This is a genomic window from Kitasatospora sp. NPDC059160, from assembly GCF_042755465.1.
GTDB lineage: Bacteria > Actinomycetota > Actinomycetes > Streptomycetales > Streptomycetaceae > Kitasatospora.
Genome location: NZ_JBHZCN010000006.1, coordinates 100,491 through 122,219 on the forward strand (window position 1 = coordinate 100,491; position 21,729 = coordinate 122,219).

The 21,729-nt window shown below is 76.1% G+C and carries 6 protein-coding genes; all 6 read left to right on the forward strand.

The genetic code is table 11. The features are described 5' to 3' along the window. The first annotated feature begins 15 nt into the window (after positions 1 to 15). The 6 genes from ACFXOZ_RS04120 to ACFXOZ_RS04145 are packed head-to-tail and all read left to right on the forward strand — an operon-like array spanning position 16 to position 21,711. Positions 16 to 10,908, forward strand: coding sequence for an amino acid adenylation domain-containing protein (locus ACFXOZ_RS04120; RefSeq protein ID WP_380587257.1), 10,893 nt, complete (start codon positions 16 to 18; stop codon positions 10,906 to 10,908). After that, positions 10,905 to 17,942, forward strand: coding sequence for an amino acid adenylation domain-containing protein (locus ACFXOZ_RS04125; RefSeq protein ID WP_380587260.1), 7,038 nt, complete (start codon positions 10,905 to 10,907; stop codon positions 17,940 to 17,942). The genes ACFXOZ_RS04120 and ACFXOZ_RS04125 overlap by 4 nt, the downstream gene beginning before the upstream one ends. Further along, the gene (locus ACFXOZ_RS04130) at positions 17,939 to 18,940 is read left to right on the forward strand and encodes a methyltransferase (RefSeq protein ID WP_380587263.1); all 1,002 of its coding nucleotides are present in this window, start codon (positions 17,939 to 17,941) and stop codon (positions 18,938 to 18,940) included. Before ACFXOZ_RS04125 ends, ACFXOZ_RS04130 begins: the two co-directional genes overlap by 4 nt. A gap of 52 nt (positions 18,941 to 18,992) precedes the next feature. Next, positions 18,993 to 20,138, forward strand: coding sequence for a tryptophan 2,3-dioxygenase family protein (locus ACFXOZ_RS04135; RefSeq protein ID WP_380587266.1), 1,146 nt, complete (start codon positions 18,993 to 18,995; stop codon positions 20,136 to 20,138). Then, the gene (locus ACFXOZ_RS04140) at positions 20,132 to 20,896 is read left to right on the forward strand and encodes a thioesterase II family protein (protein ID WP_380587269.1); all 765 of its coding nucleotides are present in this window, start codon (positions 20,132 to 20,134) and stop codon (positions 20,894 to 20,896) included. The genes ACFXOZ_RS04135 and ACFXOZ_RS04140 overlap by 7 nt, the downstream gene beginning before the upstream one ends. Then, on the forward strand, positions 20,887 to 21,711 hold the full coding sequence (locus ACFXOZ_RS04145; RefSeq protein WP_375890312.1) for a mycofactocin-coupled SDR family oxidoreductase: 825 nt from the start codon (positions 20,887 to 20,889) through the stop codon (positions 21,709 to 21,711). Before ACFXOZ_RS04140 ends, ACFXOZ_RS04145 begins: the two co-directional genes overlap by 10 nt. Positions 21,712 to 21,729: the final 18 nt, after the last annotated feature.

A 21,729-nucleotide genomic window follows, 5' to 3' on the forward strand; every position in this document is an offset into this window, starting at 1 on the left:
GACCGGAGACGCCCGATGCAGCCTGACGTTCTTCCCCTGTCCTTCGCCCAGTCGCGCCTGTGGTTCCTGGAGCAGCTCTTCCCGGGGCGGGCGACCTACCACCTGCCGCTGTTCGTCACCTTGGACGGCCCGGTGGACCAGGACGCGCTGCGAACGGCGCTCGGCGAGGTCGCCGACCGGCACGAGGCGCTGCGCTCGACCTTCCCCGACCGGGCCGGCGAGCCGCGCCAACTCGTCCACGAGCGCGCGGTGGTGGACTTCGCGGTGGTCCCCGCGGAGGCCGACGTCGACGCGCAGCTGCTGCGGCTGGTCGGGCGCCCCTTCGACCTGGCGGCCGGACCGCTGTGGCGGGTGCGGCTGTTGCGGGTCGGGCCGCGCGCGCACGTCCTCGCGGCGGTGTTCCACCACCTGGTCGGCGACGGCTGGTCGTTGGGGATCTTCACCCGGGAGCTCGGGCACCACTACAACCGCGCGGTGCGCGGCGGCGTCAGCGCCCTCGCCGCACCCGCCGCACCCGCCGCACCCGCCGAACCCGCCGAGCCCACCGAACTCGCCGAGCCGGAGATCCAGTTCGGCGACTACGTGCTCTGGGAGCGCGAGCAGCTGTCGGACGAACGCCTGGCGCGCGGGCTGCGGTTCTGGAAGGAGCGGCTGGACGGCGCCCCCGACCTGCTCGCCCTGCCGACGGACCGGCCGCGCCCGGCGGTGGCCTCCGACGCGGGCCGGCTGTTCGGGACCCGGCTGCCCCGCACGCTGTCCGAGGAGGTCCGCCGCCTCGGCGCGCGCGAGGGTGTCACGCCCTTCATGGTGCTGCTGGCCGGGTACGCCGTCCTGCTGCACCGCTACGCCCAGTCCCCGGACCTCGTGGTGGGCGTCCCCACGGCCGGCCGTTCGCAGCCCGAGACCGAGGGCGTGATCGGCTACTTCGCCAACACCGTCCCGCTGCGCCTGCGGGTCGACCGGGGCCAGGGCTTCCGCGAGCTGCTCCAGCAGGTCAAGCAGACGACCCTGGACGCCCACGACCACCAGGACATCCCGCTCGACCTGCTGGTCGACGAGCTGGGGGTGGCGCGGGACCTCAGCCGCAGCCCGCTGATCCAGACGCTGTTCGTGCTGCTGGAGGAGGGCCGCTCCACGCTCGGGGCCGGGCGCAGCGGGCTGGAGCTGGACGGGGTGACGGCCACCGGCCGCCGTCCGGTGACCGGGCACGCCAAGTTCGACCTGTCGCTGGTGGCCGAGGAGACCGGGCGGGGCTACGCCCTGGAGTTCGAGTACGCCACCGACCTGTTCGTCGAGTCCACCGTCCGGCGGATGGCGGAGCACTACGCCCGGCTGCTGGCCGGGGCGGTCGCCGACCCGGCCCGGCCGGTGGGCGAACTCCCGCTGGAGGAACCGGCGGTGGTGGCCGAGCGGGTCCGGTCCCTGAGCGGCGCGGACCTGCCGCACGACCGGGACGTCCTGCTGCACCAGTACGTCGAGCGGTTCGCGCGGAGCACCCCGGACGCCCCGGCGCTCCGGGGCGAGCACGGCGACCTGACGTACCGCGAACTGAACGAGCGGGCCAACCGCTTGGCGCGGGCCCTGGTGGCGCGCGGCGCGGGGCCCGGCGCGGTCGTCGGGATCGCGCTGCCGACCGGGCCCGAGCTGGTGACCGCGATGGTCGCGGTGGTGAAGACCGGGGCGGCGTACCTCGCCGTCGAGGTGAACCACCCGGGCGAGCGGATCCGGTCGGTGCTGGCCGACGCGGGCGCGGCGGTCGTGGTCACCACGCCCGGGCTGCGCGCGACCGTGGCGGGCGGCGCCGAGGTGCTGGTCCCCGCGGACCCGGCCGTGCGCCGGGGCATCGAGGCGCTCGGGTCGGCCGACCTCGGGGTGTCCGTCGGCGCGGACGCGATGGCCTACCTGGTGTACACCTCCGGGTCGACCGGCGAGCCCAAGGGCGTGCCGATCACCCACCGCAGCGTCACCCGGCTCTTCCCCGACCCCGATCCGCTGTACGCCTTCGGGCCGGACGACTGCTGGACCCTGTTCCACTCCTGCGCGTTCGACCTCTCGGTCTGGGAGATCTGGGGCGCGCTGAGCCACGGCGCGGTGCTGAGCCCCGTCCCGCCGACGGTCGCCCGGGCCCCGGAGGAGTTCGCCGACCACCTGGTCCGGCACCGGGTCGGCGTGCTCAACCAGACCCCGGCGGCCTACGAGCAGCTGCTGGACCACTTCGCCCGGCACGGCGTCCCCGACGGGCTCCGGCTGCACACCGTGATCGTGGGCGGCGAGGCGTGGGGCGAGGAACTCGCCGAGCGGCACCGGGTGTTGCTCGGCGGGGTGGCGCTGTTCAACGAGTACGGCCCGGCGGAGGCGGCGGTGTGGACGGCGCACCGGCTCGTCCACGACCCGGTGACGAAGCGCTCGCACCCGGTCGACCTCGGTGTGCCGCACAGCCGGAGCCTGGTCGTGGTGCTCGACGAGGGCGGCCGGCCGGTGCTCCCGGGGGCGGTCGGCGAGATCTGCCTCGGCGGCGAGGGGCTCACCCGGGGCTACTGGAAGCGGCCGGAGCTGGACAAGGCCGCGTTCTTCGAGGCGGTCCTGCCGGGGGTCGGGGCGCAGCGGCTCTACCGCACCGGGGACCTGGGCCGGTGCACCGCCGACGGCCGGGTCGAGTTCGTCGGCCGCAAGGACCGCCAGGTGAAGATCCGCGGCTACCGGATCGAGCTGCGCGAGGTGGAGCGCGCGCTGCTGGCCCTGCCCGGGGTCCGGGAGGCGCTGGTCACCGCCGTCGACGGGCGGCTGGTCGCCCATGTGGTGCCGGAGCCGGGGGCCGACGCGCCGGGGGCCGGCGCCGGCGTTGACGCCCGAACCACCGAAGCCGCCCTGACCGGCGCGCTGCGCGCCCGGCTGCCGCTCCACCTGGTCCCCGCCCACGTGGTGCTGCTGGACGCGTTCCCGCTGACCGCCAACGGGAAGGTCGACCACGACCGGCTGCCCGCGCCGCGTCCGGCGGACCGTGCCGCCGGGGTGGAGCCGAGCACCCCGACCGAGAAGCTGGTCGCCGGGGTGTTCGCCGAGACCCTCGGCGTCGACTCCGTCCCCGCCGACGCCGACTTCTTCGACCACGGCGGGCACTCGCTGCTCGCGACCCAGGCCGCCGCCAGGATCGCCGACCGGTCCGGCCGGCCCTGCCCCGTCCGCGCGCTGTTCGAGTGCGGCACGGCGACCGCGCTGGCCCGGTGGCTGGACGAGGCCCGGTCGGCGGCCGGCGGGCCCGCCGACCCGGACGGCCCGGCGCTGCCGCGGATCGTCGCCGACCCGCAGCGGCGCTACGAGCCCTTCCCGCTGACCGACGTGCAGCAGGCGTACTGGGTGGGGCGGACGGGCGCGCTGGACTTCGGCGAGGTCTCGGTCCACTGCTACGTGGAGTACGACGTGCCGGACCTCGACGTCGCCCGCCTGGAGCGGGCGTTCAACCGGCTGGTGCGCCGGCACGAGGCACTGCGGCTGGTGGTGGCGGAGGGCCGGCAGCGGATCCTGCCCCACGTCCCGGAGTACCGCATCGCGGTGGCCGACCTGGCCGGGCACGGCCCGGCGGAGGCGCAGCGGGCGCTCGCGGCCACCCGCGACCGGATGGCGCACCAGGTGCTGCCCAGCGAGCGCTGGCCGCTGTTCGAGATCGCCGCGAGCCGGCTGCCGGACCGTCACCGGCTGCACCTCAGCCTGGACGCCCTGGGGCTCGACGCGTGGAGCCTGAACCTCGTCCTCAACGAGTGGGCCCGGCTCTACCGCGACGAGGACGCCGAACTGCCCGCGCTGGACCTGAGCGTGCGCGACTACGTGCTGGCGGAGCGGGAGTTCGCCGGCACGGCGGCCTTCCGCCGCTCCAGGGACTACTGGACGGGCCGGCTGGACACCCTGCCCGCCGCCCCGGCGCTGCCCCTGGCGGCGACCGCCCCGACCGGGCCGCGCCGCTTCGACCGCGTGCAGCGCCGGCTCCCCGCCGCCGACCTGCGCGCCCTGCGCGAACGCGCCGAGCGCCGCGGCCTGTCGCTGTCGGCCGTCCTGGCGGCGGCCTTCGCCGACACCCTCGCCACCTGGAGCGCCGAACCGCACTTCACCGTCACCACGACGCTCTTCAACCGGCTGCCGGTCCACCCCCGGATCAACGCGATCGCCGGGGACTTCACCTCGGTGAACCTCCTGGAGCTGGACTGGTCGGAGCCGGACGTCCCGTTCGCCGAGCGCGCGGGCCGGACCCAGGGCCGGCTCTGGGAGGACCTCGACCACCGCCACTTCGGCGGCGTCCGCGTGCTGCGCGAACTGGCGCGCACCCGGGGGCTCGACGGGGGACCGCTGATGCCGGTGGTGTTCACCTGCCTGCTGGGCGGCGAGGGAGAGGCGGACGGCTGGGAGAGCCTCTTCCCCGACGAGGTCTTCAACATCACCCAGACCCCGCAGGTCTGGCTGGACCACCAGGTCTACGAGTCCCGCGGGGAGCTGGTGCTCTGCTGGGACCACGTGGCGGGGCTCTTCCCGGACGGCCTGGTGCGCGACATGCACGAGGCGTACTGCGCCGCGCTGCGCGCCCTCGCCCGGGACGAGCGGGCCTGGGACCGTACGCGGCTCACCCCGTTCCCCGAGGCCCAGGCCGAACGCCGGGCCGTGGTCAACGACACCGCCGGGCCGGAGTCGGACCGGCTGCTCCACCAGCTCTTCGAGGACCGGGCCGCGAGCGGCCCCGATGCCGTCGCGGTGGTCGCCGAGGACCGCACCCTGACGTACCGGCAGCTCGACACCGCCGCCAACCGGGCCGCCCGGCGCCTGACGGCCGCGGGCGTCGAGCCGGGCGGGCGGGTGGCCGTCCTGGCCGGCAAGGGCTGGCGCCAGGTGGTGGCCTGCCTGGCGGTGCTCAAGGCGGGCGCGGCCTACCTGCCGGTCGACGCCGGGTCGCCGCAGCAGCGGATCGAGGACCTGCTGCGCCGCGCCGAGGTGGGCGGCGTGCTGGCGGACCCGGACCGGCTCGCCCGGGTCACCGGGCCGGCCGGGCGGTGCGCCCCGGGCGGAGCCCCGGTGCTGCCGGTGGACGAGGACCTGCTCGCACCGGTCGCCGAGGGCGAGGACGTCAGCGCCCCGCCGGCGTGCCGGACGCCCGCCGACCTCGCCTACCTGATCTTCACCTCGGGGTCCACCGGCGAGCCCAAGGGCGTGATGATCGACCACCGGGGCGCGGTGAACACCGTCCTGGACATCAACGACCGCTACGGGATCGGCCCGCGGGACCGGGTCCTGGCGCTCTCCGCGCTGGGCTTCGACCTGAGCGTCTACGACGTCTTCGGCCTGCTCGCCGCGGGCGGCGCGGTGGTCGTCCCGCCGGACGACCAGGTCCGCGAACCGGCGCGCTGGGCCGACTGGGTCCTCGACCACCGGGTCACGGTGTGGAACACGGTGCCGATGTCGATGGAGATGTTCACGGCGGCCGTGAGCGGCCGCCCGGACGAGTTCCGCGAGCGGCTGGCGCACAGTCTGCGGCTGGTGCTGCTCAGCGGGGACTGGATCCCCACCGAGCTGCCCGGCCGGGTGTCGGAGGTGTTCCGCGACGCGCGGACGGTGGGCCTCGGCGGCGCCACCGAGGCGTCGATCTGGTCGATCGCCCACGAGATCGACCGGGTCGACCCGGGGTGGGCGAGCGTCCCCTACGGACGGCCGCTGCGCAACCAGACCTTCCACGTCCTGGACCGGGCCCTGCGGCCCCGCCCCGACCACGTGCCCGGCGACCTCCACATCGGCGGCACCGGGCTGGCCCGGGGCTACTGGCGGGACGAGGAGCGGACGGCGGCGGCCTTCGTCGTCCACCCCGACACCGGCGAGCGGCTCTACCGCACCGGCGACCGCGGCCGCTACCTGCCGAACGGCGACATCGAGTTCCTGGGCCGCGACGACCTCCAGGTCAAGGTGGGCGGCCACCGGATCGAGCTCGGCGAGATCGAGCACCACCTGGCCGGGCTCCCGGGCGTGCGGCACGGCCTGGCGCACGTCGTCAGGCCGGACGGGCGCACCCCGCGGCTCGCCGCGTACCTGCACGTCGACCTGCCGGAGGAGGACGAGGAGGCCGCGGCCGCGGCGGTCGAGTTCCGGCTGGCACAGCCCGGGCTGCGCGTCCTCGACGGGGAACTCCACCCCCTCGGCAGCGGCACGGACAGCGCCGACGCCGACGCGGCGCTGAGCGCGCGCAAGAGCTTCCGGGCCTTCGAGGGCGCCGAGCCGGACCCCCGGGCACTGGCCGACTGGCTCACCGGGGCCCTGGCACCCCGCCCCGCGCCGGGCGACGACCGCTCGGTCGCCGCCGCCGTGCGCCCGCTGCTGGCCCGTCCGGTCGAGGGCTCCGCCCTGCCCCGGCGGCGCTACGGGTCGGCGGGCTCGCTGTACCCCGTCCGGACCTACCTGGTCGGTGACCGCGACGCCGAGGGTCTGGCCGCCGGGGTGTTCTACCTCGACCCCGTCCGGCACGGGTGGGTCCGGGTGGGCTCCGGCGAGGCGGCGGCCGCCTGGCGCGCCGCCCACGGCGGCCGGGGCCCGGCCCTGCTGCTGGTGGCCAAGGGCTCGGCGATCGAGCCGCAGTACGGCGGGCGGGGCCTGCGCTACGCGGCGGTCGAGGCCGGGTCGATGGCTCAGCTGGTGAGCGACGCGACCGGGGCGGCCTGGCGGCTGCGGCAGGACCGCGAGGCGGGCGGGCTGGCCCCGCTGGTGCTGGAGAGCCCGGACTGCCGGCTGCTGGGCGTGCTGGAACCCGGCCCGGTGGACGAGGCGGCCGGTGGCGCCGTGGACGAGGTGCTCCCGGACGGCCTCACCGTGCTGGTGCACGTCAGGCCGGGCGCTGTCCCGGCCGGGGCCGGCGGCGGACTGTCGGCGGGCTGGCACCGCTGGGAGGGCGGCCGCTGGGCCGGCTTCGCCGGGCCGGAGCCCGCACCCGACCTGAGCAACCCGGACAACTGGTCGATCTACCAGGGCGCGACGGCCGCCGTGTTCCTGCTCGGCCCCACGTCCGGCGGCCCCACGTCCGGCGGCCCCACGCCCGGCGGTCCCACGCCCGGCGGTCCCACACTCGGGGCCGAACGGGAGCCCGGGGCAGCCGAGTCGGCGGCCGGCCGGCTGGTGCAGCGGCTCGCGGACACCGGCCACCACCACGGGCTCGGCGGCTGCTCGATCGGCGAACTCGACCCGACCGGCGACCGGATCGTCCGGGCCGCGGCCGGCGGCGGCGAGGTCCTGCACGCCTTCTTCGCCGGTCCGGTGGCCGACGCCCAGCGCGCCGACCCGCGGCCGAGCGAAGCCGTCCCGTTCCGCCGGGTGCTCGCCCGGCTGGCCCGGACGGCGCTGGAGCGCCGGCTGCCCCCGTACATGGTCCCCGAGCACTACCTGGTGCTCGGCGAGCTGCCGCTGTCGCGCAACGGGAAGGTCGACCGCGGCCGGCTGCCCGCCCCGGCGGCGGCCGCGGCGCAGCGGCCCGCGCGGCCTGCGGGCGACGGGCGGCCGTACGGCGCCACCGAGCAGGCGGTCGCCCGGCTGTGGGCCGAGCTGCTGGGGGTCACGCCCGGGCCGGAGGACGACTTCTTCGCCCTCGGCGGCCACTCGCTGACCGCGACGCTCCTGCTCAACCGCGTCCGGGAGGTCTTCGGGGTCGAACTCCAGCTGCGCGGCATCTTCCTGCACCCCGACGTGGGCGGGCAGGCCGGGCTGATCGAGGCCGCCCGCGCCGACCGCCCGGCGGCGACGGTGGCGGCGGCGGACCGGACCCCGGCCCTGCGGCGGCGCTCGGCCACCCGGGCACCGGCCTCCTCCGGCCAGCAGCGCCTGTGGTTCGCCGAGCAGCTCGCCCCGCCCGAACTGCGCGGCGCCGTCTACGCGATGCCCTCGGCCGTCCTGATCGAGGGGGCGACGGACTGGCCGCTGCTGCGCCGGGCCGTGCAGCGGATCGTGGACCGGCACGAGGTGCTGCGGACCACCTTCCGGATCGCCGACGGGCGGATCGAGCAGGTCGTCCACGCGCGGATGCCCGTCGACCTGGAGGTCGAGGACTGCCCGGGCGTGGACGAGGCCGACCGGCGGGCGTACGCCGACCGGCGGCTGCGCGAACTGGCCGGGCACCGCTTCGACCTGGCCCACGGCCCGCTGTTCCGCTTTCACGTGCTCCGGCTGGCCGAGGACCGCCACCTGCTGTTCAGCGCGCTGCACCACATCGTCTCCGACGGCTGGTCGGTCGGCGTCTTCGCCGCCGAGCTCGACCTCGCCCAGCGGGCCGAACGCGACCGACAGGCGCCCGAACTGCCCGAGTTGGCGCTCCAGTACGCCGACTACGCGGCCTGGCAGCAGGAGCCCGCCACCCAGCGGGCCGCCACCGCGCGGGTCGACTTCTGGCACCGGACGCTGTCCGGGGCGCCCGCCACCTCGGTGCCGCCGGCCGACCTGCCCCGGCCCGCCCGGCAGGACTTCACCGGATCCAGCGTCAGCCGGCCGCTGCCGCCCGGACTGGCCGCCCGGATCGAGGAGCACTGCCGCACCCTCGGCGTCACGCCCTTCGCCTTCCACCTGGCGGCCTACACGGCCTGGCTGTCCCACAGCACGGGCCAGGACGACCTGGTGGTGGGCACCCCCGTCGACTCCCGCCACCACCCGGACCTGGAACGGCTGATCGGATTCTTCGCCAACATGCTGGCCCTGCGCGTCGACCGGGCGGCGCGGAGCACCTTCGGCGAGCACGCCCGGGCGGTGCAGGAGCGCCTGCTGGCCGCCCACGAGCACCGGGAGGTGCCGTTCGAGAGCGTGGTCGACGCGCTCGGCCTCGACCGCCGCTCCGGCAGGCACCCGCTCTTCCAGACCACCTTCGTGCACGAGAGCGCCGACCGGGCCGCCACCCTGCCCGGAGCCGTCCCCGTACCGCTGGAGTCGACCGTCGCCCGCTACGAGGTCAGCGTGCTGCTGCGGCCGCGCGGCGGAGAGCGGGAGCTCACCGTCGAGTACGCGACCGGGCTCTTCCTGCCCGGGACGGCGCACCGCTGGCTCGACGAACTCCTGCTGCTGCTGGACGCGGCCGCCACCGACCCGGGGGCGCGCCTCGACGAGCTGACCGCCGTACTGGACGCCGCCGAACAGGACCGCACCGGGGGCCGCCGCGGCCCGCACCGCCCGCTGCCGGAGACCACCGTCGCCGAGCGCTTCGAGGAGATGGCGCGGCTGCACCCCGACGTGTGCGCGATCCGCTCCGGCGACGGCGGCCGGGAGACGCTCACCTACCGCGAACTGGACGCCCGGGCGAACCGGATCGCCCGGCTGCTGCTCGCCCACGGGGCCGGACCGCGGCGGGTGGTGGCCGTCCGCCTGCGCCGTACGGCCGACCTGTTCGCCACCTACCTGGCCGTGCTCAAGACCGGCGGCTGCTACGCGGCGATCGACGGCGGCAACCCGCCCGCCCGGATCGCCGCCCTGCTGGCGGACCTGGCGCCCGACCTGGTCGTCACCGACCGGGCCGACGCCGCCCCGACCACCGACGGCCCCTGCCTGGTGCTGGACGAACGGTCGGGCGCCGACCTCGACGACGGCCCCCTGCCCACCGCGGCCGGCCCCGACGACCTGGCCTACATCGTCCACACCTCGGGCTCCACCGGCGAGCCCAAGGGCGTGCGGATCCGGCACCGCGGCGTGGTCAACCTGGCGCTCTCCCAGCACGACCACTACGAGGTCGGACCGGGCCGCCACGTGCTCTCCCTGGCGTCCTGCGGGCACGACGGCTCGGTCTGGGAGTGGACCACGGCGCTGCTCAACGGGGCGACGCTCAGCATCGTGGCGGACTCCGCCGCCGAGGTGGTCAACCGGCTGCACCACCCGGACCGGCACCCGCCGGTCCACCTGGCCGCGCTCACCCCGACCGTGCTGGCCACCCTGCCCCCACACGCCCTGCCCGACCTCCAGGTGCTGGTGGTCGCGGGGGAGAGCTGCCCGCAGAGCCTGATCGACCGGTGGTCCGGCCGGGCCCGGATGTTCAACTTCTACGGGCCCAGCGAGGCCACCGTGACCGCCACGGCCTTCCCCGTCGACGGGCGGCGCGGCGCCGCCACCATCGGGCTGCCCGTGCGCAACACCGAGGTCCGGCTGCTCGACGAGCGGCTCCGGCCGGTGCCCCCCGGCGGCAGCGGCGAGATCTGCATCGGCGGCGTCGGACTGGCCGAGGGCTACCACCGGCGGGACGGCGAGACCGCCGCCGCGTTCGTCGAGACCGTGATCGGCGGCCGCCCCACCCGGCTGTACCGCACCGGCGACCGGGGCCGCTGGTCGGCCGACGGCCTGCTGGAGTTCCTCGGCCGGCTCGACGAGCAGGTGAAGGTCCGCGGCGTCCGGGTCGAGCCCGGCGAGGTCCGCGCCCGGCTGCTCGACCTGCCGGGCGTCGACCAGGCGGCGGTGGTCGCCGACAGCGGGTCGGGCGAGGTCCGGCTGCTCGGCTACCTGGTCGCGGCGCGACCGCTCGACCCGGACGCGCTGCGGGACCGGCTGCGGGCCACCCTGCCGGACGCGATGGTCCCCGCCTGGCTCTGCCAGGTCGACGCCCTGCCCCGGGCCCTGAGCGGAAAGGTCGACGCGGCGCGGCTGCCCCGGCCCGAGGCGGCCCCGGCGCCGGAGGAGCCCTCCCCGGGGGCCGGCTCGACCGTGCAGCGCCTCCAGGGGCTGATGGAGACGGTCCTGGAGGGCCGACGGCTCGGGCCCGAGGACGACTTCTTCCGCCACGGCGGCCACTCGCTCAAGGCCGTCCAACTCGTCACCGCCGTGTACGAGGAGTTCGGGACCGAGCTGGAGGTCCGGGACGTGTTCGACCACCCCACGGTGGCGGAACTGGCGCAGCTGATCGACGACAAGGGGCAGACCCGATGACCGGCGCACCCACCCGGACCCGGCGTCAGCCGGTCTCCCGCTTCCAGCGGCAGCTCTGGCTGGCCGAGCGGATCGCCCCCGCACCGGGCACCTACAACCTCCCGGTGCTCCTGGAACTGCGCGGCACCCCGCAACTCCCCGCCCTGGCCGAGGCGTTGCGCACCCTGCTGCGGCGGCACGCCGTGCTGCGCTGGCAGTTCCCCGAGGCGGACGGCGAACCCCACGCCGAGGACAGCGGCGACCCGGAGGTGCCGGTCGCCGAACTCGACTGGCGGGAGCTGTCCGCACCGGACCGGGAGGCACGGCTCGCCGCGTTCTTCCGGGAGCCCTTCGCGCTCGACCGGGGGCCGCTGGTCCGGGCCGCGCTGGCCCGGACCAGGCCGGACCGCCACTGGTTCGCGCTCTGCGTGCACCACCTCCTGGTGGACGGCTGGTCGATCGGCATCCTGCTGCGCGAACTGGCCGCCGCCTACAGCGCCGCCGTGCACGGCCGGGAGCCCGAACTCCCGCCCCCCGGCACCCCATTCGCGCAGGACGTCGAGCGCGAACCGGCCGACCTGACCCGGCAGTCGGAGTTCTGGAAGAAGTCCCTGGCCGGTGCTCCGCAGCGGCTCACCCTGCCCTTCGAACGCGGCCGCGACTCCTGGTCGGGGCAGGCCCGGCGGTACGACTTCGGCCTCTCCCCGGAACTCAGCGCCCGACTGCGCGGGCTCGGCGAGGAACGCCGCGCCAGCCCCGCGATGACGCTGATGACGGCCTACCTCGCCCTGCTGGCCCGGTTCGGCGCCACCACCGACGTGCTCGGCACGGTGCCGGTGGTCAACCGGCTGCGCCCGGGCCTGGGCGACACCGTGGGCCTGCTCACCAACACCCTGCCGGTGCGGCTGACCCTCGCCCCCGGCGCGAGCTTCGCCGACGCCCTGACCCAGGTGCGCGACCGGCTGCTGAACGCCATGGCCAACGCCGACGTGCCGTACCAGCAGATCGTCGACGCCGTCGCCACCGAGCGCGAGCCCCACGTGCCCACGCTCTGCCAGACGCTGTTCACCTGGGGGGAGAGCGGGCCGCCGCTCGTCCTGGACGGCCTGGAGACGGAGCTGCGGCCGGCCCCCGAGATCGCCGTCAGGTTCGACCAGATGCTGTTCGCCGGGGAGCGGGACGGCCGCATCGAGCTCCGCCTGGAGTACCCGGCCGAGCTCTACGACGAGGACTCCGTCGCCGAGTTCGCCGAGAGCTACGTCGCCTGCCTGACGGCGATGGCCGAGGACTGCGACCAGCCGGTCGAATCGGCCTCGCTGGTCTCCGAGCGGCAGCGCCGCCGGATGGCCGCGTGGTCGCGGCCCCGGCCCGAGCCGCCGCGGTCGCGCACCGTCCACCAGGCGGTCGAACACTGGGCCGCCACCGGCCCGCGGGTGGTCGCGCTGCACCGGGGCGAGCGCACCTGGGACTACGGGTGGCTCAACGCCACCGCCAACCGGCTCGCCCGCAGGCTGCGCGCCGCCGGGATCGGGCCCGGCGACGTCGTCGCGCTGCGGATGGAGCGCTCGGTCGAACGGGTCGTCGCCTGGCTGGCGACGGCCAAGGCCGGCGCCTGCTACCTGTCCGTCGACCCGGGCGACAGCGAGGCCGGGGAGGTCGGTGAGGCCGTCGCCGGGGCCGCGCTGCTGCTGGCGCACGAGGCCCTGGCGGCCGACCCCCTCCCGGGCGTCCCGCTGCTGCTCTGGGAGCGGACAGAACCGGAACTCGCCGCGCTGGACGGCACCGACCTCGGGCTGGACGTCGACCCCGACGCCCCGGCCTGCCTGGTGTTCACCTCCGGAACCACCGGGCCGCCCAAGGCGGTCCGGCTGGCGCACCGCGGCCTGGTCAACCTCGCCGCCCACCACCGGGAGGCCTTCGGGGTCGGGCCGGGCGAAGTCGTCCTCCAGCTCGCCGCCGCCGACTGCGACGCCTCGGTCGGGGAGTGGGCGGGCGCGCTCGCCAACGGCGCCGCGCTGCGGCTCCCGCCGACCCGGGACGTCCACGACCGCCCGGCCGAGGTCGTCGCGGCGCTGCGCGAGCCCGGCGCCACCGTGGTCGCCCTGCCGCCCTCCCTCGCCGCGGCGCTGCCCGACGACGCCCTGCCCGCCGTCCGGGTGCTGCTGCTGCGGGGCGAGCCGTCCCCGCCCGAGCTGCTGACCAGGTGGGCGGCGCGGGTGCCCGTGGTGGCCGACACCTACGGCGTCGGCGAGGCCACGGTGACGAGCACCAGCTTCGTCCACCGGCCCGGGTTCCCCGCCCGGACGGTGGGCACGGCCCTGCCCGGCGTCGGGATCCACGTCCTGGACGAGGCCGGCCGTCCGCTCCCGCCCGGCCTGGTCGGCGAGATCGGCGTCTCCGGCGAGGGCCTGGCACCCGGCGGGGGCCTGACGCCCGGCCACCCGGACAGCCCGAACGGCCCGGACGGGGCTCCGGCTCGGATTCACCGCACCGGCGACCTGGGCCGGTTCCTGCCCGACGGCAACCTGGTGTTCGAGGGCCGCCGCGGCGACCGGACCGAACTGCGCGGCCACCGGGTCGACCCGGACCGGATCGCCTCGGCCCTGCGCACCCACCGCACGGTGCGGGACGCCGCGGTGACCGCCGCCCCGGTCGGCACCGACGGCCCCCGGCTCACCGCCTACGTGGTGCCCGCGGGCAAGGCCCCCATCGGCGAGGAGGCCCGCGCCCGGCTGCGGCTGGAGCTGCGCGACCACCTGGCCGAGCGCCTCGGACCCCACCCGGTGCCCGAGGCGTACGTCCTGCTCGACGAACTGCCGCTGAACCCGCGCAGCCTGACCCTCCGGCCGCGGGCCCTGCCCCGCCCCGGGGCCGACAGCTTGCTCGGCCCGGACGCCTCCGCGCTGCGCACCGCCACCCAGCGGGAACTGGCCGGGATCTGGCGCGGGTTGCTGGGCGTGGAGACGGTCGGCCCGGACGACTCGTTCTTCCTGCTGCGCGGCAACTCGCTGCTGGTGGTCAAGGTCGGCCACGCGATCCGCGCCCGCTTCGGCATCGACCTGCCGGTCCGCCGGCTCTTCGAGCGCAGCACGCTGCGCGACCTCGCCGAGACCGTGGACGAGGCACTGGCCGCCCGGGACGCCGTGGACCCGGCGGCGCGCCGGGCTCCGGCCGAGCCCCTGCCGCGGGCCACCGACCGGCCGGAGTGGCCGCTGTCCTTCGCCCAGGCCCGGATGTGGTTCCTGGACCGGCTCACCGACGGCAACCCCGCCTACCACGTGCCGCTGGCCCTGCGGCTGACCGGGCGGGTGTCGGCCGAGGAGGTCGGGCGGCTGCTGACCGCGCTGGTGCACCGGCACGAGGTGCTGCGCACGGCGTACGTCGAGACCGACCGCCGGCCCGTCCAGCGGGTCCTGGCGGCCGCGCCGGTCCGGGTCGCGGTCAGCGACCTGCGCGGCCTCGACCGGCCCGAGGGCGAGCGGGAGTGGCGCCGCCTGGCCGCCGCCGACCTGGCGCGGCCGTTCGCCCTCACGGCCGGGGAGAACCTGCGGGCCCGGCTGGTGGCCCTGGACGAGGAGCACGCCGTCCTGCTGCTCTGCCTGCACCACATCGCCGTCGACGGCTGGTCGGTGGAGCAGCTGCTGGCGGAACTGGCCGCGCTCTCCCGCGGCGAGGACCTGCCGCCGGTGCCGCTGCGCTACGTCGACTACGCCAGCTGGCAGCGGGAGATCGGCTCCGACCGGCTCGACCAGCAGCTGGCCCACTGGAAGTCCCGACTCGACGGCGCCCCCGAGCGGTTGGAGCTGCCGACCGACCACCCCCGGCCGCCCGAGCAGGACTACCGCGGCGCCACCGTGACCCGCCCGCTGGCGGAGGGGCTCAGCGCCGGGCTGCGGAAGCTCGCCGCCGACTGCGGGGTCACCGAGTTCGTGCTGTACCTGACGGCGTTCCAGGTGTGGCTGGGCCGGATGGCGGGCAGCGAGGACGTCGTGGTGGGCACGGCGGTGGCCGGCCGGCACTACGTGGGCAGCGACCGGCTGGTCGGGCTGATGGCCAACTCGCTCGCCCTGCGGCTGCGCCACGAGGGCACCGAACGCTTCACCGACCTGGTCGCCAGGGCGCGGGACACCGTCGTCACCGCCCAGGAGAACCAGGACCTGCCGTTCGAGCTGCTGGTCGACCACCTGGACGTGGCCCGCGACCTCGGCCGCACCCCGGTCTTCCAGACCATGTTCACCCTCGCCGACCGGCTCCCCGCGCCGTTCGACCTGGCCGGGGCCACCGCCGAACTGCTCACCCTGGACGCCGACACGGCCAAGTTCGACCTCTCCCTGCACGTCCAGACCGGCGGCGTCGACGGCCCCTACCTGCGGGCCGACCACGCGACCGCGATCCTCGCGCCGGACACCGTGGCGCAGTGGCTGGAGGGCTTCGAGACCTTCCTGCGGTCGGTCCTCTCCCGGCCCGACGGCCCGGTCCGCGACCTCGACCTGCTGCCCCCGGCGCGCCGCGCCGCACTGCGCCGCCTCGGCTCCGGACCGGTCCGCGCCTACGGGCCGGAGCCGGTCACGGACCTGGTCGCCGGGTGGGTGCGCCGCGACCCCGGGCGCACCGCCGTCGAGGACGCGACCGGACGGCTCGGCTACCGCGAACTGTCCGACCTGGCCGACCGGGTCGCCGCCGGCCTGCACCGGCACGGCGTGCGCCCCGGGGACCCGGTGGTCGTCGCCCTGCCCCGGGACCGCCGGCTGCCCGCCGCGCTGCTCGGGATCCTGCGGGCCGGCGCCTCCTTCGTCCCCGTCGACCCGGCCCACCCGGCCGCGCGCACGGCGCACGTCGTCGAGGACTGCGGCGCCCGCCTGGCGCTGGGCGACCCGGGCGCCGCCGGGCTGTCCTGCGTCGGCTGGGCGGACCTCACCCGCCCCGGCGGGGCTGACCTCATTGAGGCCGGCGGGCCGACCAGGCCCACCGGGCCGGGGCCCGACGCGGTCGCGTACACGATCTACACCTCGGGCTCCACCGGCCGCCCCAAGGGCGTGGTGGTCTCCCACCGGAGCCTGGCCAACTCCCTGCGGGCGATGGCCGAGGTGCTCGGCACCGGCCCGGGCCACCGGCTGCTGGCGATCACCACCACCGCCTTCGACATCTCCGTCCTGGAACTGCTCCTCCCGCTCACCGCCGGGGGCACCGTGATCGTGGCGGACGAGCAGGCCCAGCGGGACCCGGACACCCTGCGGACGTGGCTGGAGGAGCACCGGGCCGACGTCCTCCAGGCCACCCCGGCCACCTGGCAGGGCCTGCTCGACACCGGATGGGCCGCGCCCCGCGACTTCACCGCGGTCGTCGGCGGCGAAGCCCTGCCCCAACCGCTCGCCGACCGGCTCACCGAGCGGACGGGCACCGCGTGGAACGTCTACGGCCCCACCGAGGCCACCATCTGGAGCACGGCGGCCCGGCTGGTCCGCGACGAACGCGTGCACCTGGGCCGCCCCCTGCCCAACACCCGGGCGTCCGTCCTGGACGCCTCCGGCCGGCCGGTGCCCCGGGGCGTCGTCGGGATGCTGCACCTGGCCGGGGCCGGGCTCGCGGTCGGCTACCTCGGGCGCCCCGACCTGGACGCGGCGGCCTTCGGCACCGACCCGGAGACCGGCGAGCGGCTCTACCGGACCGGCGACCTGGCCAGGATGCGCGCCGACGGCACCCTGGAGTTCCTCGGCCGCCAGGACGCCCAGGTGAAGATCCGCGGCTTCCGGATCGAACCGGGCGACGTCGAGGCGACGCTGTCCCGACTGGCCGGTGTGGAACGGGCGGTGGTCACCGCCGTCGGCTCCGGGGCGCACGCCCGGCTGGTCGCCTTCCTCCAGCAGACCGGCCCGGACGCCGACGGCCCGGGCGCGGACGGACTGGCCGAGGCCGCCCGCCGCCGGGCGCAGGAGCAGCTGCCCGAGTACCTGCGGCCGTCCCAGTACCTCGTCCTCGCCGAGCTGCCGCTCACCCCGAACCGCAAGGTGGACACCGCCGCGCTGCGCGCACTGGCGGCCGAGCGGACGACCGCCGCCCGACCGGACGACCCGGTGATGATGACCCCGGTGCAGTACGCGCTGCGGCGGCTCTGGCGCACCGTCCTCGGCGGGGCCGCGCCGGGCCTGCGGGACGACTTCTTCGCCTCCGGCGGGACGTCGGTGCTCGCCGTCCGGCTGGCCCGGGAGGTCCAGCGGGAGTTCGGCACGGAGGTCCGGGTGGCCGACGTCTTCCACGGCCGCACCGTCGAGCGGCTCGCCGAACTGGTCGGCCGGGCCGGCGGCACCCCGCCGCAACTGCCCGTCCTGCTCGACCTTCCCGACCTCGGCAACGGCGCCGCCACGGCACCGGCCGACGGCGAACCGCCCGTCTTCGCGATCCATCCGGCCGGCGGCACCGCGTACTGCTACCAGCCGCTGGCGGAACTGCTGCGCTCCGCGCGCTGCGTGGGCGTCAACCACCCCCACCTCGACGACCTGGAGCACCGCTACGCAACGCTGCGCGAGATGGCCGAGGAGTACGCCCGGCTGCTGCGGGGCCGGCAACCCGCCGGCCCGTACCGGCTGCTGGGCTGGTCCTTCGGCGGAACGCTCGCCTACGAGATCGGCCGGGTCCTGGAGCGGGCGGGGGAGCGGGTCGCCGGAGTCGTGATCCTCGACGCCCACAACTGGGGGCCGCGCGCCGCCGCGCTCGCCGCCCTCGACATCGACGAGGTGCTGGAACACCAGCGCCGCCACGGCCAGCACGTCGACCGCTTCATGGAGAAGGACGCCCGGGAGAGCGACCGGCTGCTGCGGGCGAGCTGCGCGACGGCGGCCGGCTTCCCCGTCCTGCTGTTCAAACCCACCGACCGGGACGAAGTCGCCCCGGCGCTGTTCGACGACGAGCACAACGGCTGGCGGGGCCTGCCCGCCGCACTGACCCTGCGGCGGGTCGAGGGCAACCACGGCAGCCTGCTCCGCAAGCCGGCCCTGGACCGGATCGCCGCCGAGGTCGACGACTTCTTCGCCGTGACGATCGGAGTGACGACATGATCCCGCCTCCCCTGGAGAACGCGCTCTACGGCATCCACGCCACCCACGCCCTGCGGCTGGCCGACCGGCACGGCGTCTTCACCCACCTGCTGCGCCACGGCCCGGCCACCGCACCCGCCGCGGCCGCCGAACTGGGGCTCGACGCCGAGACGCTGGAACGGCTGATGCTGCTGCTCAAGATCTCCGGACTGCTCGCCGACGCCGGCGGCGGGCGGTACGAACTCCCCGCCGGGACGGCCGACTTCCTCGCCCCCGACGGCCCCCGCTACCTGGGCGGCTTCGTCGAGCACCTGGTCACCGACGCCGCCCGCCAACTGGAGCTGCTGGACGCCTACCTGACCCGCGGCAAGGACGCCGTGGACGCGGACCTCCCGGACGCGTTCGCCAGGATCCACCGGGACGGCGCGTCGACCGAGCGGTTCCTGGCGGCCATGTGGCAGCTGAGCCACCACGCCTCCGACCGCCTGGCCGAACTCGCCGACCTGGGCACGGTGACCAGGCTGGTCGACGTCGGCGGGGCCAACGGCCCCTTCGCCGTCGCCGCGCTGCGCCGCCACCCGGCCCTGCGGGCCACCGTGTTCGACCTGCCCGAGGTCGAGCCGTTCCTCAAGGCCAAGCGGAGCGAGCACGGACTCGACGACCGGCTGGACTTCCGGGCCGGGGACTTCTTCCGCGACGAGCTGCCCCCCGGCGACTGCTTCGCCTTCGGCTACGTCCTGTCGGACTGGTCCGACGCCACCTGCCTCGACCTGCTGCGCTCGGCCCACCGGGCCTGCGCGCCCGGCGGCCGGGTGCTGGTGATGGACCGGCTGTTCGACGAGGACCGCGACGGCCCGCTCGGCGCCGCCGTGATGAACCTGTCGATGCACGTGGAGACCCAGGGGCGGCACCGCTCGGCCCGGGAGTACGCCGGACTGCTGGAGGCCGCCGGGTTCACCGCCTGCGAGGTGCGCCGCTCCGACGGCGACAAGCACCTCGTGACGGCCCGCCGGTCGTAGGCCCCGTCCGGGCCCGGCCCCAACCCCTCGTCGAACCACCGGAGGTGACCCCGTGGAACCGCGCTTACCGGAACACTGCGCACACATCGTCAGGATCCAGCGGGAGCGCGGCCGCGCGGCGCTCGCACCCGAACGGCTCGACGAGCTGGCCGGGTACCACGACCGGCCCCCGCCGCCCGCCGACGGGGAGGCGGACGGCGAGGCGGAACTGCTCGGACTGCTGACCCGGCCGTTCAGCCGGACGACGGACATACCGAGGTACTACCGCTATACCGACCTGCACGTCTTCGACTGGTTCCTGGACCAGCGGCCGGACGACCAACTGACCGGCGCCGCCGAGGCGTTGGCGGTCTCGCTGACCGCCCTGCTCGCAGTGGAGCGGGCCGCCCCGGCCGGAGCGATCGACCCCGCGACCTCGGCGGAGCGGCAGCAGCGGCTGCGGGCCCCGCTCGACCGGGTGGCGGAACTGACCTTCGACCCGGCCGGGGCGGTCCCGCTGGGGGAGGCGCTGCGCGCCCGGGAGAACGACCCGCGGGCGCGCTGGAACCGCTTCGTACTGGCCGAGTGCACCGGCTTCCCGCAGTCCGACAAGCACGACGAGCACCTCTTCCTGCGCTCCGTGCACGCCTGCGAGATGGTCTTCTTCCTGGTCCGCGCCCTCGTGCTGCGGGCCGCCGAGACCTGCGCGGGCGACCGGCGGGAGGCCCGGACCAGGCTCCGCCAGGCCGTGCTGACGGCCGAACTGCTGAACGGCGTGTTCAGCGCGCTGTGGACGATGTCGCCCGAGCGCTTCATGGAGTTCCGGGCGGAGACCGGCGACGCCAGCGCCGTGCAGTCGATGAACTACCACGCCATGGAGATCGTGCTCTACGGCCTGGACCCGGAGAAGGAGAAGGTCCTCGCGGAGTACGGGCACCTGGCCGAGCTGCGCGGGATCCTCGCCGAGGAGTGGCAGGCCCAGGGCGCCCGGGTGCGGGCCGCCGGGGACGGCGAGATGGACCGCCACCTCGACGCACTGCTACGGGTGCTCCGCCGTTGGCGCGGGCGCCACTACGGCTTCGCCGTCCGGTACCTGACCCCCGAGCTCACCGGCTCCGGCGGCACCGAAGGCGCGAACTACCTCAAGAAGTTCGTGGAGAAGCGGGGCCTTCCGGCACCCGAGCGGTCCCGGGGCGTCCGGACCTTCCTCACGTGCTGACCACCGGAGAGAACGAGGAGACCATGCCGACCGAGCGACTCACCCTGGTGTGCCTGCCCTTCGCCGGGAGCGGGGCCGGCTTCTACCGCGCCTGGGCCGACCTCGCGGTGCCCGGCCTGACGGTGCTGCCGGTCCAACTGCCCGGGCGGGAGGAGCTGTTCCTGGACGAACCGCTCACCGAGGTGGCCCAGGCCGTCGCCCTGCTCGCCCCCCGGATCGCCGAACTCACCGAAGGCCGGCGGTTCGCGCTCCTCGGCCACAGCCTCGGCGCCGTGCTCAGCTACGAGATCGCGCTCGCCCTCGACCGGCAGGGCGACGGCGGCCCGGAGCACCTGTACGTCAGCGGCTCACCCGGCCCGTCGAACGGGCGCGAGGCCCGCGCCACCGGGCTGGACGACACCGAATTCCTGGCCCGCGTCCAGGAGTTCGCCGGCTACCGGCACGAGGCCTTCGACGACCCGGACCTGCGGGAGGTCCTGCTGCCGGTGCTCCGCGCCGACGTCGCCATGCACGAGGACTACGCGCCGAGCACGACCGAGCCCCTGCGCGTCCCGGTCACCTCGCTGCGGGGCGCCGAGGACGACCTGGTCACCGCCGCGCAGGCCCGGCAGTGGCAGGACGTCACCGAGAGGGAGTTCCGCTACCTCGAACTGCCCGGCGGCCACATGTACCTGGTCGACTCGCCCGAAGCCCTGCTGCGGGCCGTCGCCCGGGGCCGCACCGGGCAGGGGACGGAGGAAGCGCGGACATGCAGCTGACGGACCGGACCGCCGTGATCACGGGAGCGGCCCGCGGGCTCGGCCGCGCGTGCGCCCTCCGCTTCGCCCGCGAGGGCGCCGACCTGGTGCTCCTCGACCTCGCCGGCGACCTGGACGGCGTGGACTACCCGCTGGGCAGCCGCAGCCAGCTGGACCACACGGCCGAGCTGTGCGAGGAGCACGGCAGCGCGGTCGTCACCGCCGCGGTCGACCTGCGCGACCCGGCGGGCGTGCAGGAGGCGGTCGGCCGGGCGCTGGAGCGCTTCCACCGGATCGACGTGCTCGTCAACAACGCCGGCATCGCGGCGCCGTCCGGCCGCCCGGTGCACGAGACCAGCGAGCGCGACTGGGCGCTCATGCTGGACGTCAACCTCTCCGGCGCCTGGCGGATGATCAGGGCGGTCGCGCCGGGGATGGTCGAGCAGGGGTCCGGGAGCATCATCAACGTCTCCTCGACCGCCGGACTGGTCGGCTACCGCTACTTCGCGGGGTACGTCGCCGCCAAGCACGGACTCATCGGCCTGACCAAGGCCGCGGCCCTGGACTACGCGCCCCACCGGATCCGGGTCAACGCGCTCTGCCCCGGCTCGGTGCGCGACGACCCGCTGGTCGAGGGCCGGATGCTCACCGAGATCGCCCGCTCCCTCGACCTGCCGCCGGAGGGCCACGAGGAGGCCTTCCTCCGCGACCAGCCCATGAACGCGCTCGTCGAACCCGCCGACGTGGCCGGGGCGGCGCTCTGGCTGGCCGGGGACGACTCCCGCCGGGTGACCGGAACGGTCCTCACCGTCGACGGCGGCTTCGTCACCCGGTGACGGCACCGGACCGCCCAG

Excerpts from the sequence above, each read along its gene's own strand:
- ACFXOZ_RS04120 (WP_380587257.1), top strand. The coding sequence starts at position 16 with ATGCAGCCTGACGTTCTTCCCCTGTCCTTCGCCCAGTCGCGCCTGTGG.
- ACFXOZ_RS04125 (WP_380587260.1), top strand. The coding sequence starts at position 10,905 with ATGACCGGCGCACCCACCCGGACCCGGCGTCAGCCGGTCTCCCGCTTC.
- ACFXOZ_RS04130 (WP_380587263.1), top strand. The coding sequence starts at position 17,939 with ATGATCCCGCCTCCCCTGGAGAACGCGCTCTACGGCATCCACGCCACC.
- ACFXOZ_RS04145 (WP_375890312.1), top strand. The coding sequence starts at position 20,887 with ATGCAGCTGACGGACCGGACCGCCGTGATCACGGGAGCGGCCCGCGGG.